The sequence below is a fragment of the Campylobacter sp. 2014D-0216 genome (assembly GCF_014931215.1).
Taxonomy (GTDB): domain Bacteria; phylum Campylobacterota; class Campylobacteria; order Campylobacterales; family Campylobacteraceae; genus Campylobacter_D.
The window spans coordinates 817,085-842,857 of the sequence record NZ_CP063089.1; the positions used below are offsets into that span (position 1 = coordinate 817,085).

At 30.8% G+C, this 25,773-nt stretch carries 25 protein-coding genes; 9 read left to right on the top strand and 16 right to left on the bottom strand.

All coding sequences use genetic code 11. The features are described from left to right. The first annotated feature begins 5 nt into the window (after positions 1–5). From A0083_RS04220 to tpx, 4 genes are read left to right on the top strand one after another with little or no spacing between them, the layout of a single operon-like run. Positions 6–680, top strand: coding sequence for a response regulator transcription factor (locus tag A0083_RS04220; protein ID WP_120759067.1), 675 nt, complete (start codon positions 6–8; stop codon positions 678–680). Next, positions 677–1,918 (top strand): ArsS family sensor histidine kinase, encoded by a 1,242-nt coding sequence (locus tag A0083_RS04225; RefSeq protein ID WP_197552347.1) that lies wholly within the window; start codon positions 677–679, stop codon positions 1,916–1,918. Before A0083_RS04220 ends, A0083_RS04225 begins: the two co-directional genes overlap by 4 nt. A 7-nt stretch (positions 1,919–1,925) precedes the next feature. Further along, a complete protein-coding gene (locus A0083_RS04230; RefSeq protein WP_197552349.1) occupies positions 1,926–3,953 on the top strand; it encodes an ATP-dependent helicase in 2,028 nt (675 codons plus the stop codon). Between the two features lie 55 nt (positions 3,954–4,008). After that, the gene (gene tpx / locus A0083_RS04235; protein WP_120759072.1) at positions 4,009–4,533 is read left to right on the top strand and encodes a thiol peroxidase; all 525 of its coding nucleotides are present in this window, start codon (positions 4,009–4,011) and stop codon (positions 4,531–4,533) included. A gap of 53 nt (positions 4,534–4,586) precedes the next feature. Here tpx and msrA read toward each other — a convergent pair whose 3' ends face one another. From msrA to A0083_RS04315, 16 genes are all read right to left on the bottom strand, one after another. Continuing rightward, the gene (gene msrA / locus A0083_RS04240; RefSeq protein WP_197552351.1) at positions 4,587–5,111 is read right to left on the bottom strand and encodes a peptide-methionine (S)-S-oxide reductase MsrA; all 525 of its coding nucleotides are present in this window, start codon (positions 5,109–5,111) and stop codon (positions 4,587–4,589) included. Next, positions 5,101–5,448, bottom strand: a complete 348-nt coding sequence (locus A0083_RS04245) for a hydrogenase maturation nickel metallochaperone HypA/HybF (RefSeq protein WP_120759084.1) — start codon at positions 5,446–5,448, stop codon at positions 5,101–5,103. The genes msrA and A0083_RS04245 overlap by 11 nt, the downstream gene beginning before the upstream one ends. Then, positions 5,448–6,419 carry a hydrogenase expression/formation protein HypE gene (gene hypE, locus A0083_RS04250; protein WP_197552353.1) on the bottom strand — a complete coding sequence of 324 codons (972 nt, stop codon included), beginning with the start codon at positions 6,417–6,419 and terminating at the stop codon, positions 5,448–5,450. The genes A0083_RS04245 and hypE overlap by 1 nt, the downstream gene beginning before the upstream one ends. A 1-nt stretch (position 6,420) precedes the next feature. After that, positions 6,421–7,512: a hydrogenase formation protein HypD gene (gene hypD, locus A0083_RS04255; RefSeq protein WP_197552355.1), complete on the bottom strand. Its 1,092-nt coding sequence runs from the start codon at positions 7,510–7,512 to the stop codon at positions 6,421–6,423. Then, positions 7,499–7,780, bottom strand: coding sequence for a HypC/HybG/HupF family hydrogenase formation chaperone (locus A0083_RS04260; RefSeq protein WP_120759090.1), 282 nt, complete (start codon positions 7,778–7,780; stop codon positions 7,499–7,501). The genes hypD and A0083_RS04260 overlap by 14 nt, the downstream gene beginning before the upstream one ends. Then, positions 7,780–8,514: a hydrogenase nickel incorporation protein HypB gene (gene hypB, locus A0083_RS04265; RefSeq protein WP_197552357.1), complete on the bottom strand. Its 735-nt coding sequence runs from the start codon at positions 8,512–8,514 to the stop codon at positions 7,780–7,782. The genes A0083_RS04260 and hypB overlap by 1 nt, the downstream gene beginning before the upstream one ends. Before the next feature lie 65 nt (positions 8,515–8,579). Further along, entirely contained in the window at positions 8,580–10,778 is a 2,199-nt protein-coding gene (gene hypF / locus A0083_RS04270; protein ID WP_197552359.1) for a carbamoyltransferase HypF, read from the bottom strand. Beyond that, positions 10,759–12,273 (bottom strand): Kae1-like domain-containing protein, encoded by a 1,515-nt coding sequence (locus A0083_RS04275; RefSeq protein ID WP_197552361.1) that lies wholly within the window; start codon positions 12,271–12,273, stop codon positions 10,759–10,761. Before A0083_RS04275 ends, hypF begins: the two co-directional genes overlap by 20 nt. Before the next feature lie 100 nt (positions 12,274–12,373). Further along, on the bottom strand, positions 12,374–13,201 hold the full coding sequence (gene pepE, locus A0083_RS04280) for a dipeptidase PepE (protein WP_197552362.1): 828 nt from the start codon (positions 13,199–13,201) through the stop codon (positions 12,374–12,376). Positions 13,202–13,265: 64 nt separating this feature from the next. Next, complete coding sequence (locus tag A0083_RS04285; protein ID WP_197552364.1) at positions 13,266–13,931, bottom strand: M48 family metallopeptidase; 666 nt, start codon at positions 13,929–13,931, stop codon at positions 13,266–13,268. Beyond that, a complete protein-coding gene (locus tag A0083_RS04290; RefSeq protein WP_197552366.1) occupies positions 13,907–15,223 on the bottom strand; it encodes an MATE family efflux transporter in 1,317 nt (438 codons plus the stop codon). The genes A0083_RS04285 and A0083_RS04290 overlap by 25 nt, the downstream gene beginning before the upstream one ends. 72 nt (positions 15,224–15,295) lie before the next feature. Beyond that, a complete protein-coding gene (locus tag A0083_RS04295; RefSeq protein WP_197552368.1) occupies positions 15,296–16,516 on the bottom strand; it encodes a DUF2920 family protein in 1,221 nt (406 codons plus the stop codon). Positions 16,517–16,576: 60 nt separating this feature from the next. Beyond that, entirely contained in the window at positions 16,577–17,317 is a 741-nt protein-coding gene (pstB, locus tag A0083_RS04300) for a phosphate ABC transporter ATP-binding protein PstB (RefSeq protein WP_197552370.1), read from the bottom strand. Then, entirely contained in the window at positions 17,314–18,402 is a 1,089-nt protein-coding gene (pstA, locus tag A0083_RS04305; protein WP_197552372.1) for a phosphate ABC transporter permease PstA, read from the bottom strand. The genes pstB and pstA overlap by 4 nt, the downstream gene beginning before the upstream one ends. Then, on the bottom strand, positions 18,399–19,313 hold the full coding sequence (pstC, locus tag A0083_RS04310) for a phosphate ABC transporter permease subunit PstC (RefSeq protein ID WP_120759106.1): 915 nt from the start codon (positions 19,311–19,313) through the stop codon (positions 18,399–18,401). Before pstC ends, pstA begins: the two co-directional genes overlap by 4 nt. 14 nt (positions 19,314–19,327) lie before the next feature. Next, positions 19,328–20,311 carry a substrate-binding domain-containing protein gene (locus A0083_RS04315; protein ID WP_197552374.1) on the bottom strand — a complete coding sequence of 328 codons (984 nt, stop codon included), beginning with the start codon at positions 20,309–20,311 and terminating at the stop codon, positions 19,328–19,330. A gap of 85 nt (positions 20,312–20,396) precedes the next feature. Between A0083_RS04315 and A0083_RS04320 the strand changes: the two genes are divergently transcribed. The 5 genes from A0083_RS04320 to A0083_RS04340 all read left to right on the top strand — a co-directional run bounded on the left by A0083_RS04320 (position 20,397) and on the right by A0083_RS04340 (position 25,772). Further along, entirely contained in the window at positions 20,397–21,056 is a 660-nt protein-coding gene (locus A0083_RS04320) for a response regulator transcription factor (RefSeq protein WP_197552376.1), read from the top strand. Then, on the top strand, positions 21,050–22,339 hold the full coding sequence (locus A0083_RS04325) for a sensor histidine kinase (RefSeq protein ID WP_197552378.1): 1,290 nt from the start codon (positions 21,050–21,052) through the stop codon (positions 22,337–22,339). Before A0083_RS04320 ends, A0083_RS04325 begins: the two co-directional genes overlap by 7 nt. A 67-nt stretch (positions 22,340–22,406) precedes the next feature. Further along, complete coding sequence (locus A0083_RS04330; protein ID WP_120759113.1) at positions 22,407–22,901, top strand: ferritin; 495 nt, start codon at positions 22,407–22,409, stop codon at positions 22,899–22,901. A gap of 116 nt (positions 22,902–23,017) precedes the next feature. Further along, positions 23,018–23,653 carry a S24 family peptidase gene (locus A0083_RS04335; RefSeq protein ID WP_197552380.1) on the top strand — a complete coding sequence of 212 codons (636 nt, stop codon included), beginning with the start codon at positions 23,018–23,020 and terminating at the stop codon, positions 23,651–23,653. Between the two features lie 181 nt (positions 23,654–23,834). After that, positions 23,835–25,772 (top strand): multiheme c-type cytochrome, encoded by a 1,938-nt coding sequence (locus A0083_RS04340; RefSeq protein WP_197552382.1) that lies wholly within the window; start codon positions 23,835–23,837, stop codon positions 25,770–25,772. Position 25,773: the final 1 nt, after the last annotated feature.

Genomic DNA, 25,773 nt, shown 5'->3' on the forward strand with positions numbered 1-25,773 from the left:
AAAAAATGACAAATATTTTAATGATTGAAGATGATTTAGAATTGGCCGAGATTATAGCAGAGTACTTAGAGCAATTTGACATGAAAGTAGATATCGCGCATGAACCATACATCGGTCTTTCAAGACTTGCTTTAAATCCTTATGATTTAATCATTTTAGATTTAAGTTTGCCTGGTCTTGATGGACTTGAAGTGTGTGAGGAAATTCGTAAAAAATACGATACGCCTATTATTATTTCAAGTGCAAGACACGATATCAGCGACAAGGTTACTGCTCTTGATTTGGGTGCTGATGATTATTTGCCAAAACCATATAATCCTCAAGAACTTCAAGCAAGGATAAAAAGTCATCTAAGAAGAATTTCAAACACCAAAACCGCCCAAGCTCAAGTTAAAAAAGATCTTGTTTATGATAAATATAAACACACTATCACTATGAAAGATCAAGAGATTAGTTTTACTAATGCTGAATTTGACATTTTGAGTTATTTGATTAAAAAAGAAGGTGGAGTGGTAAGTCGTGAAGAACTTGTGTATAATTGTAGTTCTATTAGTGAAGATTCTAGTAATAAAAGTATAGATGTAATTATTAGTAGAATTAGACAAAAAATCGGCGATGATCCTAAAACTCCAAAATACATTCATTCAATCAGAGGCATAGGATATAAACTAACTCAATGAATAAATCATCGATTTTTTATACCATAACCTTTGTTTTTTTACTTGCAAGTGTTAGTGTGATTTTGGCATTTTTATGGCTTATTAAATATGATCAGCAAAATTACACTAACGAACTTAATGCAAAATACTCCTTTATAGCCAACGCAAGATTATTGTATTTTAATCATGTGATTAGTGAGAAGGAATTTTATGAGCAAACTAAAAATTACAAGATGATTGAATTAACCGCACCCTCTTCTATAAGAAAAATCATCTACAAGGCTGAAACCATAGCACGTGCTCAAACTAGCACAGGTGTGGTTGAAATCATTACTTTAGAAGATAATGTGTATTTAAAAATCATCTTTGATGGCAAGCTTTATTTGTATAAAGATTTAGAATATCAAGGTTACCGTTACTTTGTAATCAAGCTTATTGCATGTATTGTGGTGATGGTTTTATTGGTATTATATATTTTTATCATTAGAAAATTAAAACCATTAAGAGCTTTAAAAAGACAAATTGATAAATTTGGAGAAAATAAACTAGATGAAATTCAAAATGTCAGCAAAGGCAACGATGAAATTTCACAGGTTGCAACAGCCTTTTATGAGTCTATTTTGCGAATTCAAAAGCTTAATACTTCAAGACAATTTTTTCTAAGAAATATCATGCATGAGTTAAAAACTCCTATTACCAAAGGATTGATCACTTTAGAAATGCTTGAAAATAGCAAATATAAAGAAAGACTCATAGGTGCTTTTAATCGTTTAGAAATTTTAATCAACGAATTTGCTGCTATTGAACAAATTACTTCGGGTGCGGGTTTGATTAATTTAAAAAAATACAATATCTTAGATCTTTTAGATGAAGCAAAAGATATTGCCATGAGTGATGATGAAAAAGTAAAAATTAGCATCAAAGAAAGTTTTAGTGTTAATGTGGATTTTAAATTATTCACCACTGCGATGAAAAATATGATCGATAATGCGACAAAATACTCTGATGAAAATTGTGTTACCATAGAAATAACCAAAGAATACCTTTGCTTTAAAAACAAAGGAAAAGCCTTGGATAAAGACTTAAAACACTATACTCAAGCCTTTACTCAAGGAAAGAAAAATAAAGATAGTTTTGGACTTGGACTATACATCGTTAAAACTATTTTAGATTCTCATAAACTTACGCTTCATTATGAATACAAAGATGGCGTAAATTATTTTTATTTTAATCATATAGAAAATATAATTTTAAACTAGGATTTCCATGCCCTTATCACGTTTAAATGAAGAACAATACAAAGCTGCTAGTGCCCCTTTTGGACATAATCTAATCATAGCAAGTGCAGGCACAGGCAAAACTTCTACTATTGTTGCAAGAATAGCATTCTTGCTTCAAAATGACATAAAGCCTGAAAAAATCATGCTATTAACCTTTACTAACAAAGCAAGCAAAGAAATGATTGAAAGACTTGGGAGGTATTTTGACAAAAGCATTACTTCAAAAATTACCGCAGGAACTTTTCATAGCACCGCCTATACTTTGCTTAAAGAATTAAACCATGATATCATTTTAAAACCAGCAAGTGAGCTTAAAATTCTTTTGCGTTCTATTTTTGAAAAACGCACTTTTCATCATTTAAGCGACACTAAGCCTTATATGCCAAGTTATTTATATGATGTGTATTCTTTATTTCAAAATACCAATGCAAATTTAGATGAATTTTACAACTGGTTTTGTCAAAACTATGATGAACAAGCTGTTTATGCTGAAATTTATGAAGATATTTTAAAAGAATATGAAGAAGAAAAAGCACGTTTTAACTATGTGGATTTTAATGATTTATTGATTAAACTAAAACACGTTTTATCTTCACATCATTTCGAATTTGATGAAATTTTAGTAGATGAATATCAAGACACTAATACCTTGCAAGGTTCACTTATTGACGCGTTTAATAGTAAAAGTTTATTTTGTGTGGGGGATTATGATCAAAGCATTTATGCTTTTAATGGAGCAGATATTTCCATTATAGGAAGTTTTAAAGATAGATTTGTGGATGCAAATATTTTTACTTTAAATAAAAACTATCGCTCTAGTAAAAATATTCTTGCACTAGCTAATAAAGTCATCTTAAATAATGAAAGACTATATCCTAAAGAATTAATCGTAACAAGAGAAGGAGACTTTAAAGCACCAAGTTTACTAACATTTAACGAATTATTTGATCAATACTCCACCATCGCAAAGCTAATTCTACAAAGTGGAGTTAATTTAGATGAAATCGCTGTTATTTTTAGAAATAACTCAAGTGCTGATGGTATAGAAGTAGCCTTAAGAGAACTTGGCATAGCTAGTAAAAGAAAAGGCGGTGGGAGTTTTTTTGAAAGTTTAGAAGTGAAGAATTTTTGCTCCATGCTTGCGATCGTGCTTAATCCAAAAGACATCATGGCTTTTATCCATTTACTTGAATATACCAAAGGAGTTGGAGGGGTTTTAGCTAAAGATATTTTTGATGCTTTGTTAAAACTAGGACATTCTAGTTTAATTAAAGGATTTTTAAATCCTGACACTAGTGTAAGTTTAAAAAAATACAAAAAACAAAGTTATCAATTGGGTTTATTCGATGATATTGAAGAGTTAGCTTCTCCATCAAGATTTAATTTAGAAAGTGAGTTTAACACCCACCCTATTTTAAGCCTGCCTAAGATCAATGAATTTTGCGCAAAAAATCTTGAAAAAATTTATCTTTTTATAAAAAAAGCTAGTGAATGTAAGGTTTCAAGCCAGCTTGTAAATTTGATTTTAGAAAATGATTATTTTAAAGAAATTTGTGATATTTTAGCAACCAAGAGAGCGACTAATAAAAATTCTAATGTTGATTTAAATAAAAAAAGTGAAATTTTAGAAAAAATCAATGCAAAAATGTTTGTATTAAAAGAATTGGCTAAAAATTATAGTGATAATTACAAATACTATAACTTTCTCACCCTTGGTGCTAGTGAAATGAGTAGTGGAAGCGGGGTTAATCTTTTAAGTATTCATGCTAGCAAGGGGCTTGAATTTGAGCTTGTGTTTGTTATAGATCTTGCGCAAGGAAGATTTCCTAACCAAAAACTCATGAGCATGGGTGGAAGCTTAGAAGAAGAACGAAGACTTTTTTATGTTGCGGTTACTAGAGCTAAAGATACTTTATACTTAAGCTATGCAAAATACGATAAGATAAAAAAAAGCAATTATCAGCCTTCATGTTTTCTAATCGAAGCAGGTATGTGTAAAGAAGAAAAAAAATAAGACTTTATTAATCTTTTTATATTATGATTAATATAAATCATTTAAGGAGAAAAAAATGAATAGCGTATTATTCAAAGGAAATAAAGTAAGTTTAAAAGGAAATAATGTTCAAGTTGGAGATATGGCACCAAACATTACTCTAAAAGCCAAAGATCTTTCAGGTGTTGAAATCGCTCCAAAAGGTAAAACTCAAATTATTATCAGCGTACCAAGCCTTGATACTCCAGTATGTGCTACTGAAGCTAGAGAATTTAATAAAAAAGCAGCAGCAAGTGGCGCTGAAGTAATCGTAGTAAGTATGGATTTGCCATTTGCTATGGGTCGTTTTTGTTCAACCGAAGGTATTGATAATCTAACCGTTGCAAGTGATTTTGTTTCTAAAGAATTTGGTGAAAAATACGGTGTTTTAATGGCAGATGGTCCGCTTGAGGGAATTCTAGCTAGAGCTGTATTTGTGGTAAAAGATGGTGTGGTTGTATATAAAGAACTTGTAAATGAAGTTACTGAATTACCAAATATGCAAGCTTTAGAAAACTTTTTTAACCAAAGTTGTGGATGCGGCGGTTGTGGTTGCCACTAAAATTTAAAAGCCTGTAAAAAGGCTTTTAAAACTACTTATAAAATCATTTATTTTTATATGCAAGTTTTTATTTTTTTAATTTTAGGTTCAATGACAAATCGACAATAAGCCTGATCAGGATTGTTTTTAAAATATTTTTGATGATAATCTTCACCTTTGTAGTATTTTTTTGCTTTCAAAACCTGTGTCGCTAAGGTTTTTTCATAATTTTGTTGTGCTTTTTGCAAAAAATCACTAATGATTTTTAACTGTGTTTCATCTTGGTAAAAGATGACTGAACGATACTGAATTCCCTCATCCGCTCCTTGTTTATCAATACTTGTAGGATCATGCATTTTTAGAAAAACTTCTAAAATTTTTTCTAGTGTAATTTCTTTTTGATCATATACTATTTTAGTGATTTCTATATTTCCATCGCCATTTACTACACTTTCATAGCTTGGGTTTGGCTTGCCACCCATATAACCTACTTCTGTATACACTACACCCTTAATCTCATCAAATACAGCTTGCGTACACCAAAAACAACCCGCACCTAAAATGATTTCACTATGCAAAATACCACCTTTATTTCTCATCTTCTTTTAACACAAGTTGCATAAGATAAAGCTCCTCCCCATCGATAATTTTTAAATTCTTATCTTCGCATTTTGGACACCAAAAGATATTATTTTCAAGCACCCCGCTAAAATGACACTTTTGACACTCCACTACCACCTCTTGAAGATGCATGATAAATTTGGCATTTTTGCACAAGGGGCTATTTTCCCTAAATGTCTCAAAGCTTCTTTGTAAAAGCGCAGCCTCAACACCGCTTAAGCGCCCTATTTTTACATGTACTTCTTCGACTATTTTGCCCTGGGCATATTCTTCACAAAGTTCTAGTAAAGATTCTGTAATACTTAACTCATGCATTAGCAAATTCTTGGTAAAAGTTCACCTTTTGGAGCTTCTAAAACACGCTTTGCTCCATAGGCATTTTCTAAAATCACCCTTGCCTTTTCATTGGCTGTGATTTTACCTATAATAGCTGCATTAGCATTAAACTTTTTTAAGATTTCTAATGCTTTTTGTTCATCTTTTTGCTCTACACATAATATAAAGGTTCCTTCATTAGCAAGTTCATAAGGCTCATATCCAAAAAGCTCGCAAACTCCTAAAACTTCATTGCAAACTGGAATTTTTTCTTCATATGCCATAAGTTCTAAATTGCTCAACTTAGCCCATTCATTTAACACCGCACTAAGTCCACCACGCGTTGCATCACGCATTGCTTTGATTTTTATATCAGCTTCTAAAAGCGCTAAAACTTCTTCTTTTAAGCATTTACAATCACTGTCAATATTTGCTTCTAGATTATTTCTTTCAACTAAAACCGCACATCCATGTGCTCCTATATCTCTAGAAACTAATATACTACAACCACTTTTTATGTCTTTGGTGTTGATTTTTTGTATGTTTTTTCCTATGCAAGAAGTGTTGATGTATATCGCATCACCTTTATTTTTAGGAACGACTTTAGTATCTCCGCAAACTAATTTCACCCCTGCTTTATCACATTCTTCTTTTATGGATTTGAGTATGATTTTTAACTTTTCTATCTCAAAACCCTCTTCTAAAATCAAAGCTAATGATAAATACAAAGGTTTTGCTCCCACCATCAATACATCATTTACACTACCACAAACTGCAAGTTTTCCTATGTTTACATTTTTTAAAAAAATAGGATTTAACACAAAAGAATCTGTGCTAAAAGCCAAATCATCTAAAATAGCCGCATCGTTTGCTTCATTTAAAACATCATTTTTAAAAATAGAAAAAATTTCGCCGATTAAGGCATTCATTTCTTCACCACCACCACCATGGGCTAAAGTAATTTGCTTCATTTTAAACCTTATCTTGATAGTATTTATAATAAGCCGCACAAGCTCCTTCGCTAGATACCATGCAACTTCCTATGGGATTTTTAGGGGTGCAAGCTTTTGCAAATACTTTGCAATCATAAGGCTTGGCTAAACCTCTTAAAATTTGACCACAAATACATGCTTTGCTTTCATCTTTGCTATTTACCTCACAATCAAATACCTTACTAGCATCTAAATGCGCAAATTCATCTTTTAAACAAAGCCCACCATTTGCAATCACTCCAAGACCTCTAAATTCAAAATCACAAGCTTGAAAGTATTTCTCTACTAAAGTTTTGGCTTTTATATTACCCTCTTTGCTAACTACTCTATAGTATTCATTGTAAACTTCAAAAGTATTAGCATTCATTTGTTCTACTATATTCAATACGCTAAGCATAATATCAACTGGTTCAAATCCACTTACAGCTATAGGTGTTTGGTATTTTTTAGCAATAGGCTCATAAATATTTGTTCCTGTGATAACGCTAACATGAGAAGGTCCTAAAAATGCATCGATTTTTACATTTTCATCTTGCATGATAGCTTCTACTGCGGGTGGAACTAGCACATGGTTGATATGAAAAAATAAATTTTTTAAATTTAAAGCTATGCTTTTTTTTAAGATTACTCCGCTCATAGGTGTGGTTGTCTCAAAACCTATGGCAAAAAATATCACATTTTTTTCAGGATTTTTTAAAGCAATATCTACAACATCTAAAGGGGTGTAAAGTGCTCTAATATCTGCTCCTTTGGCTCTAAGATCGATTAAACTCTCATGGCTTCCTGGTACTTTTAACATATCACCTAAGACGCAAAAAATAGTACTAGGCATACTTGCAAGCTTTAAAGCTACATCTATGCGTTCTCTTGGCATGACACACACAGGGCAACCTGGTCCATGTATAAAATTGATTGCTTTAGGTAGCAAATCAATCAAACCAAATTTCATAATACTATGTGTATGCCCTCCACAAATCTCCATAATATTAATAGGCTTGGTAATCTTAGAAGCGATAAGCTCTTTTAGGGCTAAAATCCTTTCTTTATCTCTAAAATCATTAATTAAATCCATGTTTTAATCCCATATCGCCTTCATTTTCATCGATTTGTCCATTTTGCATTTTTTCTGCTATATCTGTATAAATTTTTAAACTTTCTTGTGCAGCTTGCGTATCAATTTTTTCCATAGCAAAACCTACATGTATTAGCACATAATCACCTACTTTTAAAGGTTCGCTTATCAAATCCAAACTTACTCTTCTTTTAACTCCTAAGGTCTCGACTATAGCTGAATTTAATTCATCGATTTCTAAAATTTTAGAAGGTATTGAAAGGCACATTAATGAAGCTCCTTTTTCATTTTCAAGTAATTCAACCAAAGATCAAAACCTGTTTTTGTTTTGCTATCTAAGATCATGATGTCGATTTTAGGATTTAATCTTTTAGCTGCCATGGAAGCAGCTTTAAAATCAAAGTCAAAGTGTTGAGCTAAATCTGCTTTGGTTATAACTAGCAAATCTGCTTTTCTAAACATCACTGGATATTTTTCTACCTTATCGCTACCTTCTGTAACTGAAAGCAAAACTACATTTAAATGCTCACCCAAATCATAGCTTGCAGGGCATACCAAATTTCCTACATTTTCGATAAAAACTATATCAAGTTTACTAAGTTTAAAATGATGTAAAGCATCATGTACCATAAAAGCATCTAAATGACAAGTTTGTCCTGTGGTAATTTGATGAGCTAAGCCCCCTGCTTTGATAATGCGGTTTGCATCGTTATTGGTTTCTAAATCTCCTTCAACTACAGCTATTTTTAAGCTATCTTTTAAATTTTTTATCGTTTCTTCTAAAAGTGTTGTCTTTCCACTACCTGGAGAACTCATCAAGTTAATACAAAGTGTGCCATGTTCGTTAAAATGTTCTCTATTATGCGAGGCTTGATGGTCGTTTTTTGATAAAATTTTACTAATAATATGAATAGTTTTTTCTTCTTTTAAAGCTGGATTTTCATGATGGTGATCATGGTTATGATCATGTCCATTGATAGAACAGCCACAGTCTTTACACATAAGATATCCTTTTTATATTTTTTGTTTATTTTATATAAAAAAGTATTAAAAAAATATGAGTTTGATTAAGTTTTTAATGATAAATAATGCACAAGCTGCCCAAGCGCAATGGAGCTATCATTGCAAGGATATTGTGAAGAAGTTTTATAAGAGAAATTTTTTTGAGATAATACCATATGAAGTGTTTTATTTTGAAATACCCCGCCACATAAAATCACTTCTTCTTTGAAATTTTTTGAGTATTCTATGATCAAATTTACAATAGCATTGATCAATCCTGTGCTAATTTTAACCTTGTCTTGATCTTTTAAAGCTTGCAAAAAAGCATTTTTAAAACATATTTCATTATCTTTGATGTCAAATTTATAGCTATAATCAAGGTTTTGATTGTAGTATTTTTCCATCAAAAGCCCAATTTGTGCTTCATAGTCTAGTTTTTCTTGATTAAAGGCAATCGCTCCAAAAGCATCGATAATTCTGCCAAGAGAACTAGTATACAAAGAACTTTGAGTATGAATTTTTTTAAGATTGTTTAATTTTACTTGAGAAAATTGACCCAAAAACCAACTTGCTTCGCTTTCTAAATTAAAATCAAAAATCAAAGATAAAGCTAAATTTGCGATATTTTTAATATCAGCATTAATTAATTTGAAATTTTTAAAATGGCTTAGTCTGGTATAATTTCTTAGATTTGCCCTAAAAATCTCTCCGCCCCAAATTTTACCATCATCTCCATAGCCTGTACCATCAAATACAAAAGCTAAAACGTCATTTTTGTAAATTTTATGTTCAAATAAACATGCACACAAGTGTGCATAATGATGTTGTATCATAAATTTTTCATCATGATTTATTTGTTTTACATAAGCAAAATGCGGGTGTTTATCGCACAAAACTTGATCAAAGCTTACCCCATATGCCTTTTGAAAAAAGTGTAAAATTTTCAAAAATCTTTCTTGGATATCTAAATTTTTCATATCACCTATATAGGGAGAAATGAAAATTTGATCCTTAAAAAAGCACGCAAATTCGTTTTTTAATTCACTTCCCAAAGCAAGGATATTTTCTTTAGAATTAAAAATATTTTTAGTATTAATATAAAGTGGATTTAAACCTCTTGAAGTTCTTAAAAACATTACCTTATCGTTAATAACTTGGGCAATACTATCATCACTTGAGTTTTGTATTTGCCTATCATAATCAAGATAAAAATCAAACACATCGCTAAGCTGTTCTAAAAGTTTTGTTTCTTTATAGATGATACTTTGCGAGCTTAAATTGGCACTCGTTGCGATGATAGGTTTTTTAAAATGTTCAAAAAGCATTAAATGCGTCCCCATGTAAGCTAACATAATGCCTATTTTATCGGTATCAGGTGCCAAGACTTGATGGATATTTTTACTATTTAAAATCACAATAGGTTTTAAATTTGAAGTGAGAAGCTTTGCTTCAAATTTATTAATAAAAGCTAACTTTTGAGCCATATCAAGATCTTTCACCATAATAGCAAAAGGCTTCTTAGGGCGGTTTTTGCGTTTTCTAAGTTCTATGATGGTGTTTTCGTTTGTACTATCACAAATTAAGTGAAATCCTCCCATACCTTTAAAAGCTATGATTTTACCTTGCTCTAAAAACTTTGCAAGCAGGATAAAAGCTTCTTCATCTTGAGCTAAAATATTTTGGTTTTTATCTTTTAAAAAGATTGTAATTTTACATTTTGGACACGAAAGAGGCTGGGCATGAAAGCGACGATTAGCTGGGTCTTTGTATTCGCTTTGACAAAAAGCACACATGCTAAATTGTTCCATAGTAGTATTAGCTCTATCATAAGGAAGTTGTTTAATGATTGAAAACCTCGGCCCGCAATTTGTACAAGTGATGAAAGGGTATTTAAAACGTGGATTTTTCTCATCATAAAATTCTTCATAGCAGTCTTTACAAAGAGCAAAATCACTTAAAATAGGACTAAATTTTTCACCATCTTGTGAATGATTTATAATAAAACTATCGTAATTTTTATCAATTTTTTTATCAAAAAAAACAAACTCATCAATTCGCGCTAAAGGTGGCAAATGCAAAAAAAGCTTTTCTTTGAAAGTTAAAACTTCACTTTGATTACATACAAGGATCACTACAACACCCAAGCCATCATTATACACCTCACCTTTTAAGTGTAACTCTTGAGCTATATTAAAAACCAAAGGACGAAAGCCAACTCCTTGCACTAGTCCTTTGATGTGAATTTCATATCCAAAGTGGGACATCACTTAACTTAAAAAAAGGAATATGTTTAAATACATTCTTACTAAGGCTTTTATGCTCAAACAAACTTCCACTAAGCACTACACAATCTACTTGATTTTTAGCTTTTAAATCATCAAATAAATCTCTTAAAAAATATGCCAAACTCTCAACCACACCTAGTGCTATGATTTGATTTTCCACCCCTGCAAGCTTAAAGCTCATCACGCTTCTTAAGGTTTTAGTATAATCAAACTCTTTTTGCTCATTAAGCTTAAAGTCTATCCTAACACCTTTTGCCATTTTGCTTTCATCTGCTAAAGCCAAAAGCGCCAATGCTGCTTTTTGCACATCTTTATCAAGTTCTAAAATCATACCTATCATACCAAAAAGATTAAAAAAACTATTAGTAACATTAAACTCTTTTTGCACTAGAGTAAATTCTTTTTCATAATTAGCTAGCAATCTCTTAGCAACATCATCTTGACTTATAGTTTTATAAAACTCATCAAAGCTCTTTGGCAGGGAAAGTTTTAAAAGGTTTAATTCTTTATCAAGTAAAATAACATCATCATAAGCCTTGCTAAGCTCTAAAAGCAAAGTTTTTTTATCTTTAAAATCAGTCAATATACAAGAAATTCTTGCAAAATTTTTATCTTCTTTTTGAAAAATCAAATTTCTAAATTCAGGTAAAATATAATCATATCCTTTGCACACAAGCAATTCATTTTCTATGAAAGCAACTTCAAAATCATCTTCAAAATGCTCTATTTTTTTGAAATTTAAAAATTTCACTCCTTCTTTTTCTAACTCATAGCATATTGCAAATAAAAAAAGATTATCATAAAGTTTGATTTTAAAATACTCTTGTGTTGGTGAGTGGTTTTGTCTAAAAATAGCATTAAACTTAAGTTTCATTAGAGGTTTTTCAACCCCTGCTAAAATTTTAAATTGCTCATTATTGCATGAAAAAAATGCATTGATATGTTTTGGATCGCTTGGGATTAAAAAATCATCTAAGTTATCATTAAAAATTTCAAAAACATACACTCCTTTTGAATTTTTAAAATATATTTTTTCTTGTTTTTTTAATCTCTCTAAAGCTTTTTTTAAATTATCATGGAAATTTTCTTTAGTGATTTTTATAAACTCATTTTCTATTTTAAATTCCTCATCTACAAAAACGCCCCATTCATTGCTTAAAAGTTCACCTTGGGTGTATGCATTTGCATTCAGTCTAGTTAAAAAACTTCTTTTAGTGAAATTTTTTTCTTTTTTTATAGGTGTGAAATCTTCTTCTATAAGCTTTAAATCAAATTTATTCAAAAACACGCTATGGCTGATTTTTTCTAAAGTAGTGCAAAATGCTTGAATTTCATCTTTCTCGCCTTTTACCTTAATGGTGATTTTTTCATCTTTTTGTTCATAGTGATATGTGTAATCTTTAGCATAATAACCAAGTAAATATTCAAAAATGTCATTTTTGGATTTATAATTAAAAGTAATTTCTAAAAGCAAATCAAAAACCTTAAAAATAAAATTTTTTAAAAACATAAATATAACAATTTTAATTCTAAGGAAAGCTTAAAAAGCTATCTAATTCTAGATAGCTTTATTTTTAGTAATTAAATTCAGAATCAATGGCGATTTTTTGAATTGCTTTTTTGTTTTCAAATTTCAAAAGCGGTGCATTTTTATCCATACCTAATACTTTTGCTTTTTTACCATCAAGTAGCAAGGCAACTCCTTCAGGTAAAGCATAGATACTTACACTAGGATTTACGATCAAAAACTCTTCTAATCTTTCTTCACGACTTTCGCCATTATGTCCTGCTGGCTTACCGGAGATAAAATGTGGGTTGATTTGATGTGGGAAGATATTAAAAGTATTAAAAGATTTTGGCTCAACAATAGGCATATCATTAGTTGTTTTCATAGTCGCACCTGCTACATTTGAACCTGCTGACCAACCCACATAAGGCACACCCTCACTTACTCTTTTTGCAATGAGTTCTACTAGGTTGTTATTATAGAGTTGATTAACTAATTCAAAAGTATTTCCACCACCTACAAATATTGCATCAGCATTCTTAATAATCTCAGCAGCATTACCCCTATGCACGCTAATTATTTGAAGTCCCAAGCTTTCTAAGGCTTTAGAAACTTGTGCTTCATATTGATCGTAAGTTTTTCGTACACCTGCATAAGGAATGAAGGCTACTTTTTTACCTTTTAAGTTATTTCTTTCAACAAATTCTTTAAGCCAAGGCAAGGCATGATTTAAATATCCTGTATTTTTATAACCTGAACTTGAAAGCAATAAAGCCTTTTGTTTGTCTTTTGAAAAATTAATCATTTCGTTTGACTTTGCGTTTAATGCTACCGCACTAAAGAGCATAGTAGCTAAACCAAGAGCGCCTATTTTTAACAAACTTCTTCTTTTCATTGTCTTTCCTTTAAAAATATATTTAAAAACTATTTATTTTAATCAATATATTTTTAAAATACAATTAAAAAATAAGAGTTTTTAAAAACACTTCCCTTTCTTTATAATCTGGCATCAAACGATACAAAAAGTCGTAAAATTCTTTTTGGTGATGTGGGTAGATCAAGTGAGTTAACTCATGAACAATGACATATTCTATTGCTTTTATGGGTTTTTGCATGAGTTTTAAATTTAAGTTTATATATGCTTTTTGATGATTGCATGAACCCCATCTTGAGACCATTTCTTTAATGCAAATTCTTTGCACTTTTCTATCAAAAGCAAATTGCCACTTGTGGATAAAAAATTCAAAAACAATCCTTGCACTTTGTCTTATAAAAGTTTGCAAGTGTTTTTGGTCTTTTGCGTATATTTTATCTTTTTGAATTCGTACTTTTTTGTATTTTTCACCCCAAACCAAATGAAATTTCTTTCCCAAAAAATACACTTCATCTTCGGACAAAACCACTCTTTTTGAAGCTAATTCTTTTTCCTTGGCTCTTATCCAAGCTTCATTTTTTTCTAAAAAGTGCAAAACATCTCTTTGTTCATAGTATAGTGGTATGCTAAGTTTAAAATTTAAGTTTCTATCTACTCGAAGCCTAAGGTATTTTAGCTTTTTCTTTTCATATGTAAAACGAAATTCTTTAAATTCTAAAATTCCTTTTATACTAATGCTTTGTTTTGCCATTTTTTACTTTTCCATCTATAAGAATTTACAATACCACGTAAAAACTCATCTGCGCAAAATCCTATCCAAATTCCTAGCATTCCAAGTCCTGCATAAAAACAAAGCACATAACCTACCGGCAAAGACACCCCAAGCATAAATACCACTCCACTTAAAAACGGAAATCTAGCATCTCCTGTAGCTCTTAGTGAATTTACCATGACTATATTGAAAGTTCTTGAAATTTCTAAAAAAATCGAAAGAGTAAAAAGTGGTATCATTAGTTCTTTTAAATTTTCTTCAAGTTTCACCACACCCATGGTAAAGTCTTGCAAAACATAATTTAACAAAGCCACAAAAGCACTTGCGATCACACTAAAATAAAGCGCTATCCAAGTATGCTTATAAGCTACATTTAAATACCTTGCACCCACTAGTTTACCTATGATGATTTCATTAGCTACGCTTATAGCTTGTCCTACTAGCATAATGAGTAAAGAAATTTGAAAATAAATCGTTTGGACACTTAAGCTTTCTTTACCCAAACTTGCCACAAAGGCAAAAGCAATGGTGTATTGGATAAACCATATCAAATGCTCCCCTGCTGCAAACCCACCGATGTTGAGTATCTTTTTTAAAACCATTTTTTCAAGACTTATCATTTCTTTAAATTTTAAATGAATTTTAAGCTTAAAGCTAAGTATACCCACAAGCATACAAAAAGATATCGCACGCCCTGTTATATTGCTAAGCCCTACTCCAAAAAGCTCTAACTTAGTAAAATGCAACACGTAAAAATTTCCTATGAATATCACAACATTCATTAACAAAGTAGTAAACATAACCCAATAAGCCATATTGTATACTCTTACAATAGCAGCTAATACTATACCCATAGCATCAAAAAACAAGCAAATTCCAAGCATATGCAAGTAAATTTCACTATCTTTTAAAAGTTCATTTGGAATTTGTAAAAGATGAAGCAAAAACTCTCCATGCCATAAAATCAAACTTCCACACACTAGTCCAATCAGTGCGTTTAAAAATAAACTTTGATGAATGGCCTTTCTAGCTAGAGTATAGTCTTTAGCTCCTAAAGCTTGAGCGATTACCACACTACAACCTACACTTAAAAAGCTAAAAATAATGATAAACAAATCAGCCACCTGATTACCCGCGCCCATAGCTCCAACTAAAAAGTTAGAATACTGCGAAACCATCACAGTATTGATAATCAAAGAAAAATATCTTAAAAACATTTCAAGTAGTATAGGCATACTAAGATGCTTAAGCGAAAGTTGTTTGCTTGCCATGAATACTCTTTATGATAGTAAATTTTGAAAGTATAAAAAGTAATTTTACTTAAAAATTACTTTTTGTAAGCTTTATAATATCTCTAAAATAAATTTATCACCTTTATCTTTAAAAGTAAAGACTTTATTTTTACAAGGATAAGATATGCTATCTTCTTTCATACTAAATGTCTTATCTTTTAATTTTTCAAGCAAAATAGGCAATTCTTTATTAAATAAAGCCTTATCAGGAATTCCACAACCATGAGTTAAATTTTTTACAAATTTACCATCTATATTTTCCTCATCAATCAAATGAAAATCCACCTCATAACCCAATGCTTTTAAAATTTCCATCATTGAATTTTTATGATCAGATGGGGTTAAGTCATCTTTTGCACTATGATAACTTGTATAGATGATGTTTTTGTTCTTTTGTGCTTGCAAAATCAAGTGATCCTTGTTCAACAAAGCTCTTATTAGGTAGTTTTCATCAGCAAAATAATAAGGTGAGCTTGGATCTTTGCGTGTCCAGTAGGTTTCTACATAACAATAAACCTTACTATTAAGTTCATCTTCATTTAAAACTGCATCTCCTTGATTTAAATCTCTTCCTACAATATACCTCAAAGGCGGTAAAGCAGCCCCAGAATTATCTATCACTCCATCTACGTACCAAGGAGCTATTTTCGCACACATTAGCGCTACTAAGCCACCATATGAGCCCCCTCCATAAATTTTTGGTAAAGATTTAAATTGAGGATAATTTTTCACAATATCTTTTAAAGCATTGATATGATCAATGGCAGGCATAATGGCAAAATTTTGATACTCATTATTTGGCGGAACAAAAGTTACAGATAAATCAACTTTATAATCCCTATCCAACAAACCTTTGTCTTTTAGTGCAGTCATTTTTTGATCAAGAACATGGTAATATTTTTCTATACTAGTTGTATTATTCAATATTTCAAAATCAACTTTAAATTCCTCAAAGGCTTTTTCAAATTTCCTTATATCATCTAGCAAAAAAGTCATTTCAGCGCTATACTTCTCCACATCAGATCTTCTTTGGCAAAAACAATGATAAAAAACATTTACAGCTACTACATCAAATTTTTTAGCAATAAATTTTCGGTAACTTTCTAAAAAATGTATATTTGCATTAGCTCCATAACCACCTATGATAAAAACTATCGCTTTCATTTCTTTACTGTCATCATAAGTGATTCTATATTCTAGCTTACTTTCTCTTTTTATATTTAATTCTACATCATCACAAGAATCTATGAAATAAGTTTCATTTTTAAGCATGTTAAGCCTTTTGGAAAATTTGATTAATTATATCATCAAAATTTTCCAAACAAACAAAAATCACCCAAAAGATCCACTTAAATAAGCTTTTGTTTTTTCTTCTTTAGGATTTTCAAAAAATTCCTTACTCTCTCCAAATTCTATCAGCTCCCCTAAATGAAAAAATGCAGTATAATCAGCCACACGTTTACCTTGTTGCATGTTGTGTGTTACCATAACCATAGAAAGATTATGACTTAATTCTTTAATAAGTTCTTCTATTACACTTGAAGATATAGGATCAAGTGCAGAAGTTGGTTCATCTAAAAGCAATAATTTTGGCTTTATAGCCAAAGCTCTTGCGATACAAAGACGTTGTTGTTGGCCGCCTGAAAGTGCTAGAGCGTTTTGTTTTAATTTGTCCTTTACTTCTTCAAAAAGCCCCACTTTTTTAAGGCATTTTTCTACTAAAGCATCTTCTTCATCTTTATTTTTAATCATTCCATGGAGTTTTGGAGCATAAGAAATATTATCATAAATGCTTTTTACAAAAACATTAGGTTGTTGAAATACCATGCCAACTTTTTTTCTAAGCATAACCAAGTCTTGGTTTTTAACATCTTTTCCTTCGATCTCTACAAGGCCATCGGTTTTAGCTATTTTGTCATTCATCCTATTAAAACAACGCAAAAATGTGGATTTTCCACAACCTGAAGCACCTATTAAAGCTGTGATTTTATTTTTTTTAATTTCCATATTAATATCAAATAAAGCTTGTTTTTTACCATAAAATAAATTAAGATTTGTTGTTTTTGCTATCATTTTAATTTTCCTTGAAAATATCTTCTTAAAAGTATTGCAGCTAAGTTTAATATTACCAATAAAAGTAAAAGCATGATAATTCCCGCTGCTGTTCTTTCTAAAAATGCACGCTCTGGCATAGCCGACCATGAAAAAATTTGAGCAGGCAAAACACTTGTTGGTGCAAAAATACTATTTGCCACATCAGGTATAAAAGCTATCATACCTATAATCATCAAAGGTGCGGTTTCACCAATAGCCCCTGCTAGAGTTAAAATAGAACCTGTTAAAATCATAGGCATTGCTAAAGGCAACATAATACCTCTAATCATTTGAACTTTAGTCATACCTAAAGCATATGCAGCGTTTTTCATATTAATATCTACGCTTTTTAAAGCCGCTTTGGTAGATACTATAACAATAGGCAAACTCATGATCGCCAAAGTAAGTCCTCCAGCCAAAGCACTTGAGCGAGGTATCCCAAAAAGATTGATAAACACTCCAAGTCCTAAAAGTCCAAATAAAATACTAGGAATGCTAGCCAAATTATTTATACACACCTCGATAAAATGGGTAAATGCATTTTGTGGAGCAAATTCTTCTAGGTAAATAGCTGCTCCAACTCCAATTGGCACACTAACTACCATGCATACTACCATCACAAGCAAGGTTCCAACCACAGAAGCAAAAATTCCTGAATTTTCAGGCGACTTAGAATCTCCATTAAAAAAGAAATTTGTATTAAAGCTTAGCTTAATTTCTTGCTTTTGAACTAATTCATCAACTAGATTTTTTTGCTTATCATTTAATTTATTATAATTTTTTTTCATATACTGATCTACTTCTGAATTTGCCAAAAGCCAAGATTTTTCTTTGACTTGACCTGTTCTTATTTTTCTTTGTTCAGCGCGCGATAAAAGCTCATAAGAAGGATTATTTCTATCAGCTTCTACATAAATATAAGTTTGCTTAAAAGCCCCTATACCTAGATATCCTACACTTGATAAAAAAACAAAAAGAAAGATAAGATTGATATAAAATCCCATCTTGCAAAATCTTTTAAAATTTTTCGAAGCTTTTTTTCTTTGCTTAAAAAGTTTTCTCATAAATTTTTCCTTTTATGAAAGCGATTTATCAAATAAACGCTAAAAATATTAATGATTAAAGTAATGATAAAAAGCACAAGCCCTAAAGAAAATGCACTTAAAGCTAAAGAACTATCAAAAGCTTGATCACCGCTTAATGCTTCTACTATTTTGACGGTTACTGTTGTCATATCTTCTAAAAAATTCATTGTTAAATTTGGACGCAATGAAGCCGCCATAACAACTATCATCGTTTCTCCTAAAGCTCTTGAAAGCCCCAAAAGACAAGCTGCGACTATACCTGGCATTGCTTCTGGTAAAATCACCGCAAAGATAACTTCTTTTTTGGTCATACCTAAAGCATATGCACCATTGATCCTTTTTAAACTTACCGCTTCAATGCAATCTTGCGAGAGCGAAGCTACTATAGGAATTATCATAACACCCATGATAAAACCTGCACCTAAAGCACTTTGAAAACTTGCTTTAATACCCAAAAAAGAAAAAAACCATACTATAAAAGGTGCCACCACTATAGCTGCGAAAAACCCAAAGACAACTGTAGGAATTCCTGCTATGGTTTCTAAAATAGGCTTGAAGTAATTTTTAGATTTTTTACCTGCAAATACTCCAAGATATATCGCACACATTACACCCAAAGGCAAGGCTGTTAGCATCGCTATAAAAGAAATATAAAAAGTTCCCCAAAACAAACTCAAAGCACCAAAAACTCCGTGCTTACTACTTCCATCAGCACCTACAAATGCAGCATCTGCTGCCCACTGACTTGAAAATAAAAAAGTCAACACGCTTTCTTTTTGAAAAAACTTCAATGCCTCGATTAAAATTGTTAGCATAATAGCAAAACTCACGATCACGCTAACAAAAGCACAAAGAAAAAGCGTTAGTTTTATTATTTTTTCTTTTATCAATTTTACATCCTAAATCAAAAAACTCTTCCAGCTTTAACAAGCTCATCAGTTAATAAAGTTTTTTCTTTTATATGTTTTTGGGTTGCTTTTAAAGTTTCTTCATCCAAAGGAACCAATCCTATTTTTTCTAATTCCGCTCCACTTTTAGCTAGATCATCACTCATATAAATTTTTGCAAATTCAAATACTTCGGGATTTTTCTTAGCGTTTATATATATAAACAAAGAACGCGCTAACTTATACTTTCCTTTAGAAATATTTTTTTCATCAGCCTTTACATTGTCAATATATACAGCATTAACCTTATCATCATTACTAGCTAAAAATCCGTATCCAAAAAGCCCAAAAGCTTCTTTATCAACAGAAAGTTTTGAAATAATTAAATTATCATTTTCTCCGCTTGGTATAAAAACTCCATCTTGGCGTATAGTTTTATATGCACCTTTATATTCAGGAATTTTTTTAGAAATATCTACCATTACAAGTTCTTCTATACTATCTCTTGTTCCTGAACTTGATGGAGGACCATAAATGGTGATTTTTCTATTTGGTAGGTTTTTATTGATTTGTTGCCAATTTGTATAAGGATTTGGGATTAATTTTCCATCTTGTGGAATTTCTTTAGCCAAAGCTAAAAATAACTCATGTAAGCTTATATTTAATGGAGTGTTGATTTTATTTTGTGCTAAAACTATGCCATCATAACCTATCATAACGCCGACTATATCGCTTACACCTGATTTTTTACAAGTTTCAAATTCACTCAGTTTAATAGCTCTTGAAGCATTAGAAATATCAATAATTCCTTCGCAAAACACTTTAAAACCGCCACCCGTGCCAATACTTTCAACTATAGGTGTTTTTGTATTTTTTATAACAGCATATTCTTCAGCAACAAAAGAAGTAAAAGGATACACAGTAGATGAACCTGCTATTTTTAATTCTGCTGCATTTAAGCTAACAAAACAAGCCATACTTAAAGCTAAAAGTTTTTTCATTTTTTCTCCTTAGTTAAAAAGTAATGCAAATTTAAAAAAACTTGGAAACATTTTGGATACATGTATTTTTTGATATAATTTTTATATGTTAAATATTATTTTGATAGAAGATGATAAAGACTTAAACGAATTAATCACACTAAGACTTAGTCAAGAAAGTATGAGAATTTATAGTTATTTTGATTTTTTTGACTTAGAGACCTTTTTAGATACCAATGAAATAGACTTGATTATCATGGATAGAAACCTGCCAAGTGGCGATAGTGTAGAATTAATCAAACAATTAAGAAAAAAAGGCTATATAGAGCCTGTAATTTTTCTTAGCGCAAAGACTTTACAAAAAGACATTTTAGAGGGTTTTGAACAAGGTTGTGATGATTATATATGCAAACCTTTTGATTTTAATGAGCTTTTATTTAGAATCAAAGCCGTAACTAAAAGAAATAAAACTCCAAAAGAACAAATTTCTTATCAAGATTTTACTTTATACATCGATGAAAGAAGATTAATCTATCAAACAAATACATTTGAAAACTTATCAACCTTAGATGTGGAATTACTCAAGTGTTTTTTTAATCACAAAAATCAACTTCTAAGCCGTCAGTTTTTAAGCGAGCAAGTGTGGAAAAATGACACAACAAGTGATAAAACGATCAATACAGCTATTTTAAGATTAAAACAAAAAATTCCACAGATTAAAAAAAATATCATTTCAGTGCGTTCGGTAGGTTATAAATTGTGCTAAAAATAAAAACATTTTTCTTTTTTATACTTGGATCTTTTTGTATCGCTTTTTTTGTATTGTTTTATTTTTTTAATGAAAGCTACATTAACACTACAGTAAAAAATACCTATGAGCAAAAACTAAAAACACTCAATGATGTTTTACAATTTCAGTTATTAGATACATTAAATTCTAACAATATAAACCAATTTGCCCTAGAAACTAGAGCAGATTTTATCATCAAGCAAGATGATACTATTTTTTCATCATTAAAAGATTATTCTTATTTTTTAAATCACTTCAAAGCTGATTTTACTCATAATTTTTACAAGCAAAAAGAAATTTATTTTAAAGCTTATACTTATAAAAATTACCAATATATCATCATCGTTTATCCTAAAATACACTCTTTGGTGCAAAATTTTTGGATCAAAAACATTATAATTTTTTCTTTCTTTTTACTTGTGCTTGTTGTGTTTTATTTAATTGTTTTTAAGTATTTTAAAGTTTATTTTCAAGAATTATTATTGTTTGTTAAAAACATCAAATCAAATTCTAGTTTTACCACAAGTTATAATTTTTTCTATGAATTAAAAAAATTAAATTTACGCTTATTGAAAATCAAAAAAATACTCATCAAACAAGAATTAAAAAACAAAAAACAAGCTAAAAAAATTCAAACCAAAAACACCCAACTAAGCAATGTAATCAGCGCTATATCGCACGAACTTAAAAACCCCATAAGTGTCATAGATTTGAGCCTGCAATCTTTAAAAGAAACTAATGATGAAAATATGAAATTATTTTTACTTGAAAAAATTCACAAACAAAGCGCAAAAATTAACCAACTAACACACAAGCTCAATTTTGTTTTTAATCTTAATTTTGATTCTTTAAATTTGGAAAAATTTGACCTATATGCTTTAAGTAAAAATTTACTAGAAAGTTTCAAAGATGATAGATTAAAAATTCAAGGCCAAATAAGCTTTATCAAAGCAGATCGATTTCTCATAGAACAAGTCATCATTAATCTAATCGACAATGCCTTAAAATACAGCAAAAAAGAGGTGTTAATCATCATAAAAAATCAAAATTTTACTATCATAGATCAAGGCATAGGCATAGAAGAAAAACATCTTAAATTGATAACAAAAAAATTCTACAAAGTAAGTTCAACACAAAATAACTCTTTTGGACTAGGATTGTTTTTAGTTAAAAAAATACTCGCTTTACACAAAAGTTCTTTAAAAATTCAATCTAATCCACAAAAAGGTAGCATTTTTTCTTTTAATATTGATCTATAATCTTTATTAATGTATTTTTAATCTAGTTCTGATTAATATAATGAAATAATTTACACAAGGAGAAAAAATGCTTTCAAAAGAAGTAGTGGCTTTATTAAACGAGCAAATCAACAAAGAAATGTATGCAGCAAATTTGTATTTAAGCATGAGCTCATGGTGCTATGAGCATAGTTTTGATGGTGCGGGCGCGTTTTTGTTTGAGCATGCAAGAGAAGAAAGCGATCATGCAAGAAAACTCATCACTTATTTAAACGAAACTGATTCTAAAGTAGAATTAAAAGAAGTAAAAAAACCTGATAGTGAATTTAAATCACTACTTGATGTATTTGAAAAAACTTTCGAGCATGAGCAAAGCATTACTGCTTCTATCAATAATCTCGTTGATTTTATGCTTTCAAGCAAAGATTATTCTACTTTTAACTTCTTACAATGGTACGTAAGCGAACAGCACGAAGAAGAAGCACTTTTTAGAGGCATTGTAGATAAAATCAAACTCATAAGCGACAATGGCAATGGCCTATACATGGCAGATCAATACATCAAAAGCTTGATCAACCATTAACTTTTATCTAGCTTCCTTTATTTTAAAATTCTGGAAGCTAAAATCTTTTGTTTTAAAAGATATCTTGTAAAATAAAAGAAATTTTGCTAAAATACCTTTTATTTAAAAGGATTTTTATGCAAATGAATGAAATTACCGATAAACTAAAATTTATACTCCAAAAAGAAGGCATAAAAAACGCCAAAGATTCTGATGTAGCTAAAATGCTAAATATCAACCCCGATACTTTCTATAGTATGAAATTTAGAAATTCCATACCTTATAAACAAATACTTCATTTTCTCAATGAAAGAAATATCAATATCAATGCATTTTTTTATGAAGACTCTCTTGAGAGCAATACTCCTTCACTTGATCTAAACTATAATGTTTTAAAATATTATGATGTTAATGCCTCTATGGGAGGTGGGGCTTTAAATGATAATGTAAGTTTTTCTGAAGTGATTATAGATGAAAAGCTTAGTGATTTTTTTGGCTCTAAAGATTGTGATATCATTCCATGTATAGGAGATAGCATGGAACCTGAAATCAAAGATGATTCTTTGTGTTTAATAGATAAAAGCAAAAGCTTTAAAGAAGGTGGAGTTTTTGCGGTAAATACCCGAGATGGTTTATTTATCAAACAAATTTTTAAAAGTAATAAAGGAGGAGTTTATCTACACTCTTTTAATCTAAGCTATGCAGATGTACATTACCAAAATGGTGATTTTTTAATCGTTGGTAAGGTGGTTGGTACCATTAGTAGAATTTAATAAAAACTATCATTTCTCTTTCTATTTGATAATTATTATTAATTATATTAATAATTTGTTAATAAATTACGCTTTTTAAGTTAACTTTTATTAAAAAATAGTCAAAATTATGTTTTAAAGTTAATGGATAATAAATAATACCATTTTTATCTTTTAACAAAAACTACATGAAAGGGAAGTTATGAAACACAATCTAGCTAAAGTCGCTACTTTTGCTTGTTTGGCTTTGGGCATTGGTTTGGGTACGCAAACTTTTGCTTCTTCAGAGCCTAGAACCCTTGATGGTTACGTGGCTCAAGAAGATGCATTTTTTGACTATCTTTACAAAAACCACCCTATTTTCAAGTATGAAAAAGAAGGTCGTTTAGTGGGTAAATTTACCCATAGCGATAGAACGGAAAATTGGGTTGTTAATCAAAACGGTGCTAAATTTGCAAAAGAACATGATTTAAAACAAGCTTCTATTACGTATCGTTTGCCTTATGAGTCTTTTTTGGATTTTCCAAATAAATTCGTAGGCCCAAAAAAATGTGGTGAATGCCACCCTGCACAGTATGCTTCTTGGGAAAGATCTCGCCATGCTAAAACCGTGCGTTTTCCACACGAAATGGAAGAAGTTGGCGGAGCTGATGGTTTAAAAAAACCTATGTATAATTCTCAAGCTACTATCTTACCTGATGGAATTTACCCTAATGATGTTTATGCACTCATTGGAACTCCAAGAACAAAATACGGCTTTATAGATAGATGGCTTGTGCGTGGAACTTACCATGTTGAAGATGGAAATTTGAGTGATTTAAGTGGTAAATTAACTGCTGGTGGTAATCAATTTTCAAGACTTTGGAGTGAGTTTTTAACACCTGAAATGGCACAAAAAATAGCAGCATTTGCCCCGGGTTTCCCTACCAAAATGGAAGACTTTGGTGGAAATGGTTCTCAAGTTTGGGGGACAAATTCCTATGCTGCAACTTATAAAGAAAAAGCGGTATTTCAACCTGCAACTGCATATTGTGAAACTTGTCACACATTCAAATTTGACTTTAAAAGCAAAGAAGAATTTTACAAAGCCTTAGGCAATCCAAAAGAACTTCAAAAACACACCATTTCAAAAGGTATTACTTGTGAAGAATGCCATGGAGCTGGAGCTCACCTTTATGGTGCAAGAGGTGCGGGTATGCCATCAAACTGTGAAAGATGCCATCAAAGATTTTCTTACAATGAAACTGATGCTAAAATCAATCCTAGAAAACCATTTAATGCATACTTTAAGTCAAGCTGTCCTGCATGTGGAACCGAAGGTGCACAGATGTATTCTTCAGCACACTATGATAAAGGCATGAGATGTAATACTTGCCATGATCCACATGAAGTAACCTTTAATGATTGGAAAAGTGGATATACTAAAACAAAACTTAAAAAAACTTGTAAAGACTGCCATGAAACACAAGCTAGCTTTTTCAAAAAAGGTGGAATTCACGCAAAAGACAATTGTACAGCTTGCCATATGCCAAATATGATGAGTTGCGAAAACTTTGGTGCGGTTCAAAACCCTGACAAAGGCGGTTTTGATAATGTAAGAGCTTCACATATTTGGAATATCAAAGTAGATAAAACCGCAAAAACACTAAATCCACCAGAAGGCAAAGAAAGATCTCCTAAAGTAAGTGGTTGGACTATAGCTAGAGATGATGAGGGTAGATTTTTCCTTGATTTGATGTGGAGTTGTGGTAGAACAAGCTTTAGCGATATCAATCTAATGGGACCTGGTGCAAGTGGTTGCCATAGTCCAGTCCAATCAACTCTGCCTGAAAAACTTCATTTTAGCAATCAAGAAATGATTTATGATAAAGTTATGCAGTGGCAAAACCCTGTTAAAGAAGGCTATGAAAAAATCAGACAAGGCATAGCAAACATTGATAAAACTTTTGCTGAAAAAACTAAACTTTCAGTAGAACAAAAATCAAAAGTCTTAAGCCTAACTAATCAAGCTCAAGCCATAGCTGATAGACTAGAAAAAGATGGATCTTGGGGTGTTCATGGACCTGCTTATTCTAAAAAGATCATAGAAGAAGCGTTGATTTATATCCAAGAAGCACAAAATATCCTAAATAGTAAATAAA

Bases quoted from the DNA above. Each gene is read 5' to 3' on its own strand.
- A0083_RS04220 (WP_120759067.1), top strand. From the start codon at position 6: ATGACAAATATTTTAATGATTGAAGATGATTTAGAATTGGCCGAGATT.
- A0083_RS04225 (WP_197552347.1), top strand. From the start codon at position 677: ATGAATAAATCATCGATTTTTTATACCATAACCTTTGTTTTTTTACTT.
- A0083_RS04230 (WP_197552349.1), top strand. From the start codon at position 1,926: ATGCCCTTATCACGTTTAAATGAAGAACAATACAAAGCTGCTAGTGCC.
- tpx (WP_120759072.1), top strand. From the start codon at position 4,009: ATGAATAGCGTATTATTCAAAGGAAATAAAGTAAGTTTAAAAGGAAAT.
- msrA (WP_197552351.1), bottom strand. From the start codon at position 5,111: ATGAGAAATAAAGGTGGTATTTTGCATAGTGAAATCATTTTAGGTGCG.
- A0083_RS04245 (WP_120759084.1), bottom strand. From the start codon at position 5,448: ATGCATGAGTTAAGTATTACAGAATCTTTACTAGAACTTTGTGAAGAA.
- hypE (WP_197552353.1), bottom strand. From the start codon at position 6,419: ATGAAGCAAATTACTTTAGCCCATGGTGGTGGTGGTGAAGAAATGAAT.
- hypD (WP_197552355.1), bottom strand. From the start codon at position 7,512: ATGGATTTAATTAATGATTTTAGAGATAAAGAAAGGATTTTAGCCCTA.
- A0083_RS04260 (WP_120759090.1), bottom strand. From the start codon at position 7,780: ATGTGCCTTTCAATACCTTCTAAAATTTTAGAAATCGATGAATTAAAT.
- hypB (WP_197552357.1), bottom strand. From the start codon at position 8,514: ATGTGTAAAGACTGTGGCTGTTCTATCAATGGACATGATCATAACCAT.
- hypF (WP_197552359.1), bottom strand. From the start codon at position 10,778: ATGTCCCACTTTGGATATGAAATTCACATCAAAGGACTAGTGCAAGGA.
- pepE (WP_197552362.1), bottom strand. From the start codon at position 13,201: ATGAAAAGAAGAAGTTTGTTAAAAATAGGCGCTCTTGGTTTAGCTACT.
- A0083_RS04285 (WP_197552364.1), bottom strand. From the start codon at position 13,931: ATGGCAAAACAAAGCATTAGTATAAAAGGAATTTTAGAATTTAAAGAA.
- A0083_RS04290 (WP_197552366.1), bottom strand. From the start codon at position 15,223: ATGGCAAGCAAACAACTTTCGCTTAAGCATCTTAGTATGCCTATACTA.
- A0083_RS04295 (WP_197552368.1), bottom strand. From the start codon at position 16,516: ATGCTTAAAAATGAAACTTATTTCATAGATTCTTGTGATGATGTAGAA.
- pstB (WP_197552370.1), bottom strand. From the start codon at position 17,317: ATGATAGCAAAAACAACAAATCTTAATTTATTTTATGGTAAAAAACAA.
- pstA (WP_197552372.1), bottom strand. From the start codon at position 18,402: ATGAGAAAACTTTTTAAGCAAAGAAAAAAAGCTTCGAAAAATTTTAAA.
- A0083_RS04315 (WP_197552374.1), bottom strand. From the start codon at position 20,311: ATGAAAAAACTTTTAGCTTTAAGTATGGCTTGTTTTGTTAGCTTAAAT.
- A0083_RS04320 (WP_197552376.1), top strand. From the start codon at position 20,397: ATGTTAAATATTATTTTGATAGAAGATGATAAAGACTTAAACGAATTA.
- A0083_RS04330 (WP_120759113.1), top strand. From the start codon at position 22,407: ATGCTTTCAAAAGAAGTAGTGGCTTTATTAAACGAGCAAATCAACAAA.
- A0083_RS04335 (WP_197552380.1), top strand. From the start codon at position 23,018: ATGCAAATGAATGAAATTACCGATAAACTAAAATTTATACTCCAAAAA.
- A0083_RS04340 (WP_197552382.1), top strand. From the start codon at position 23,835: ATGAAACACAATCTAGCTAAAGTCGCTACTTTTGCTTGTTTGGCTTTG.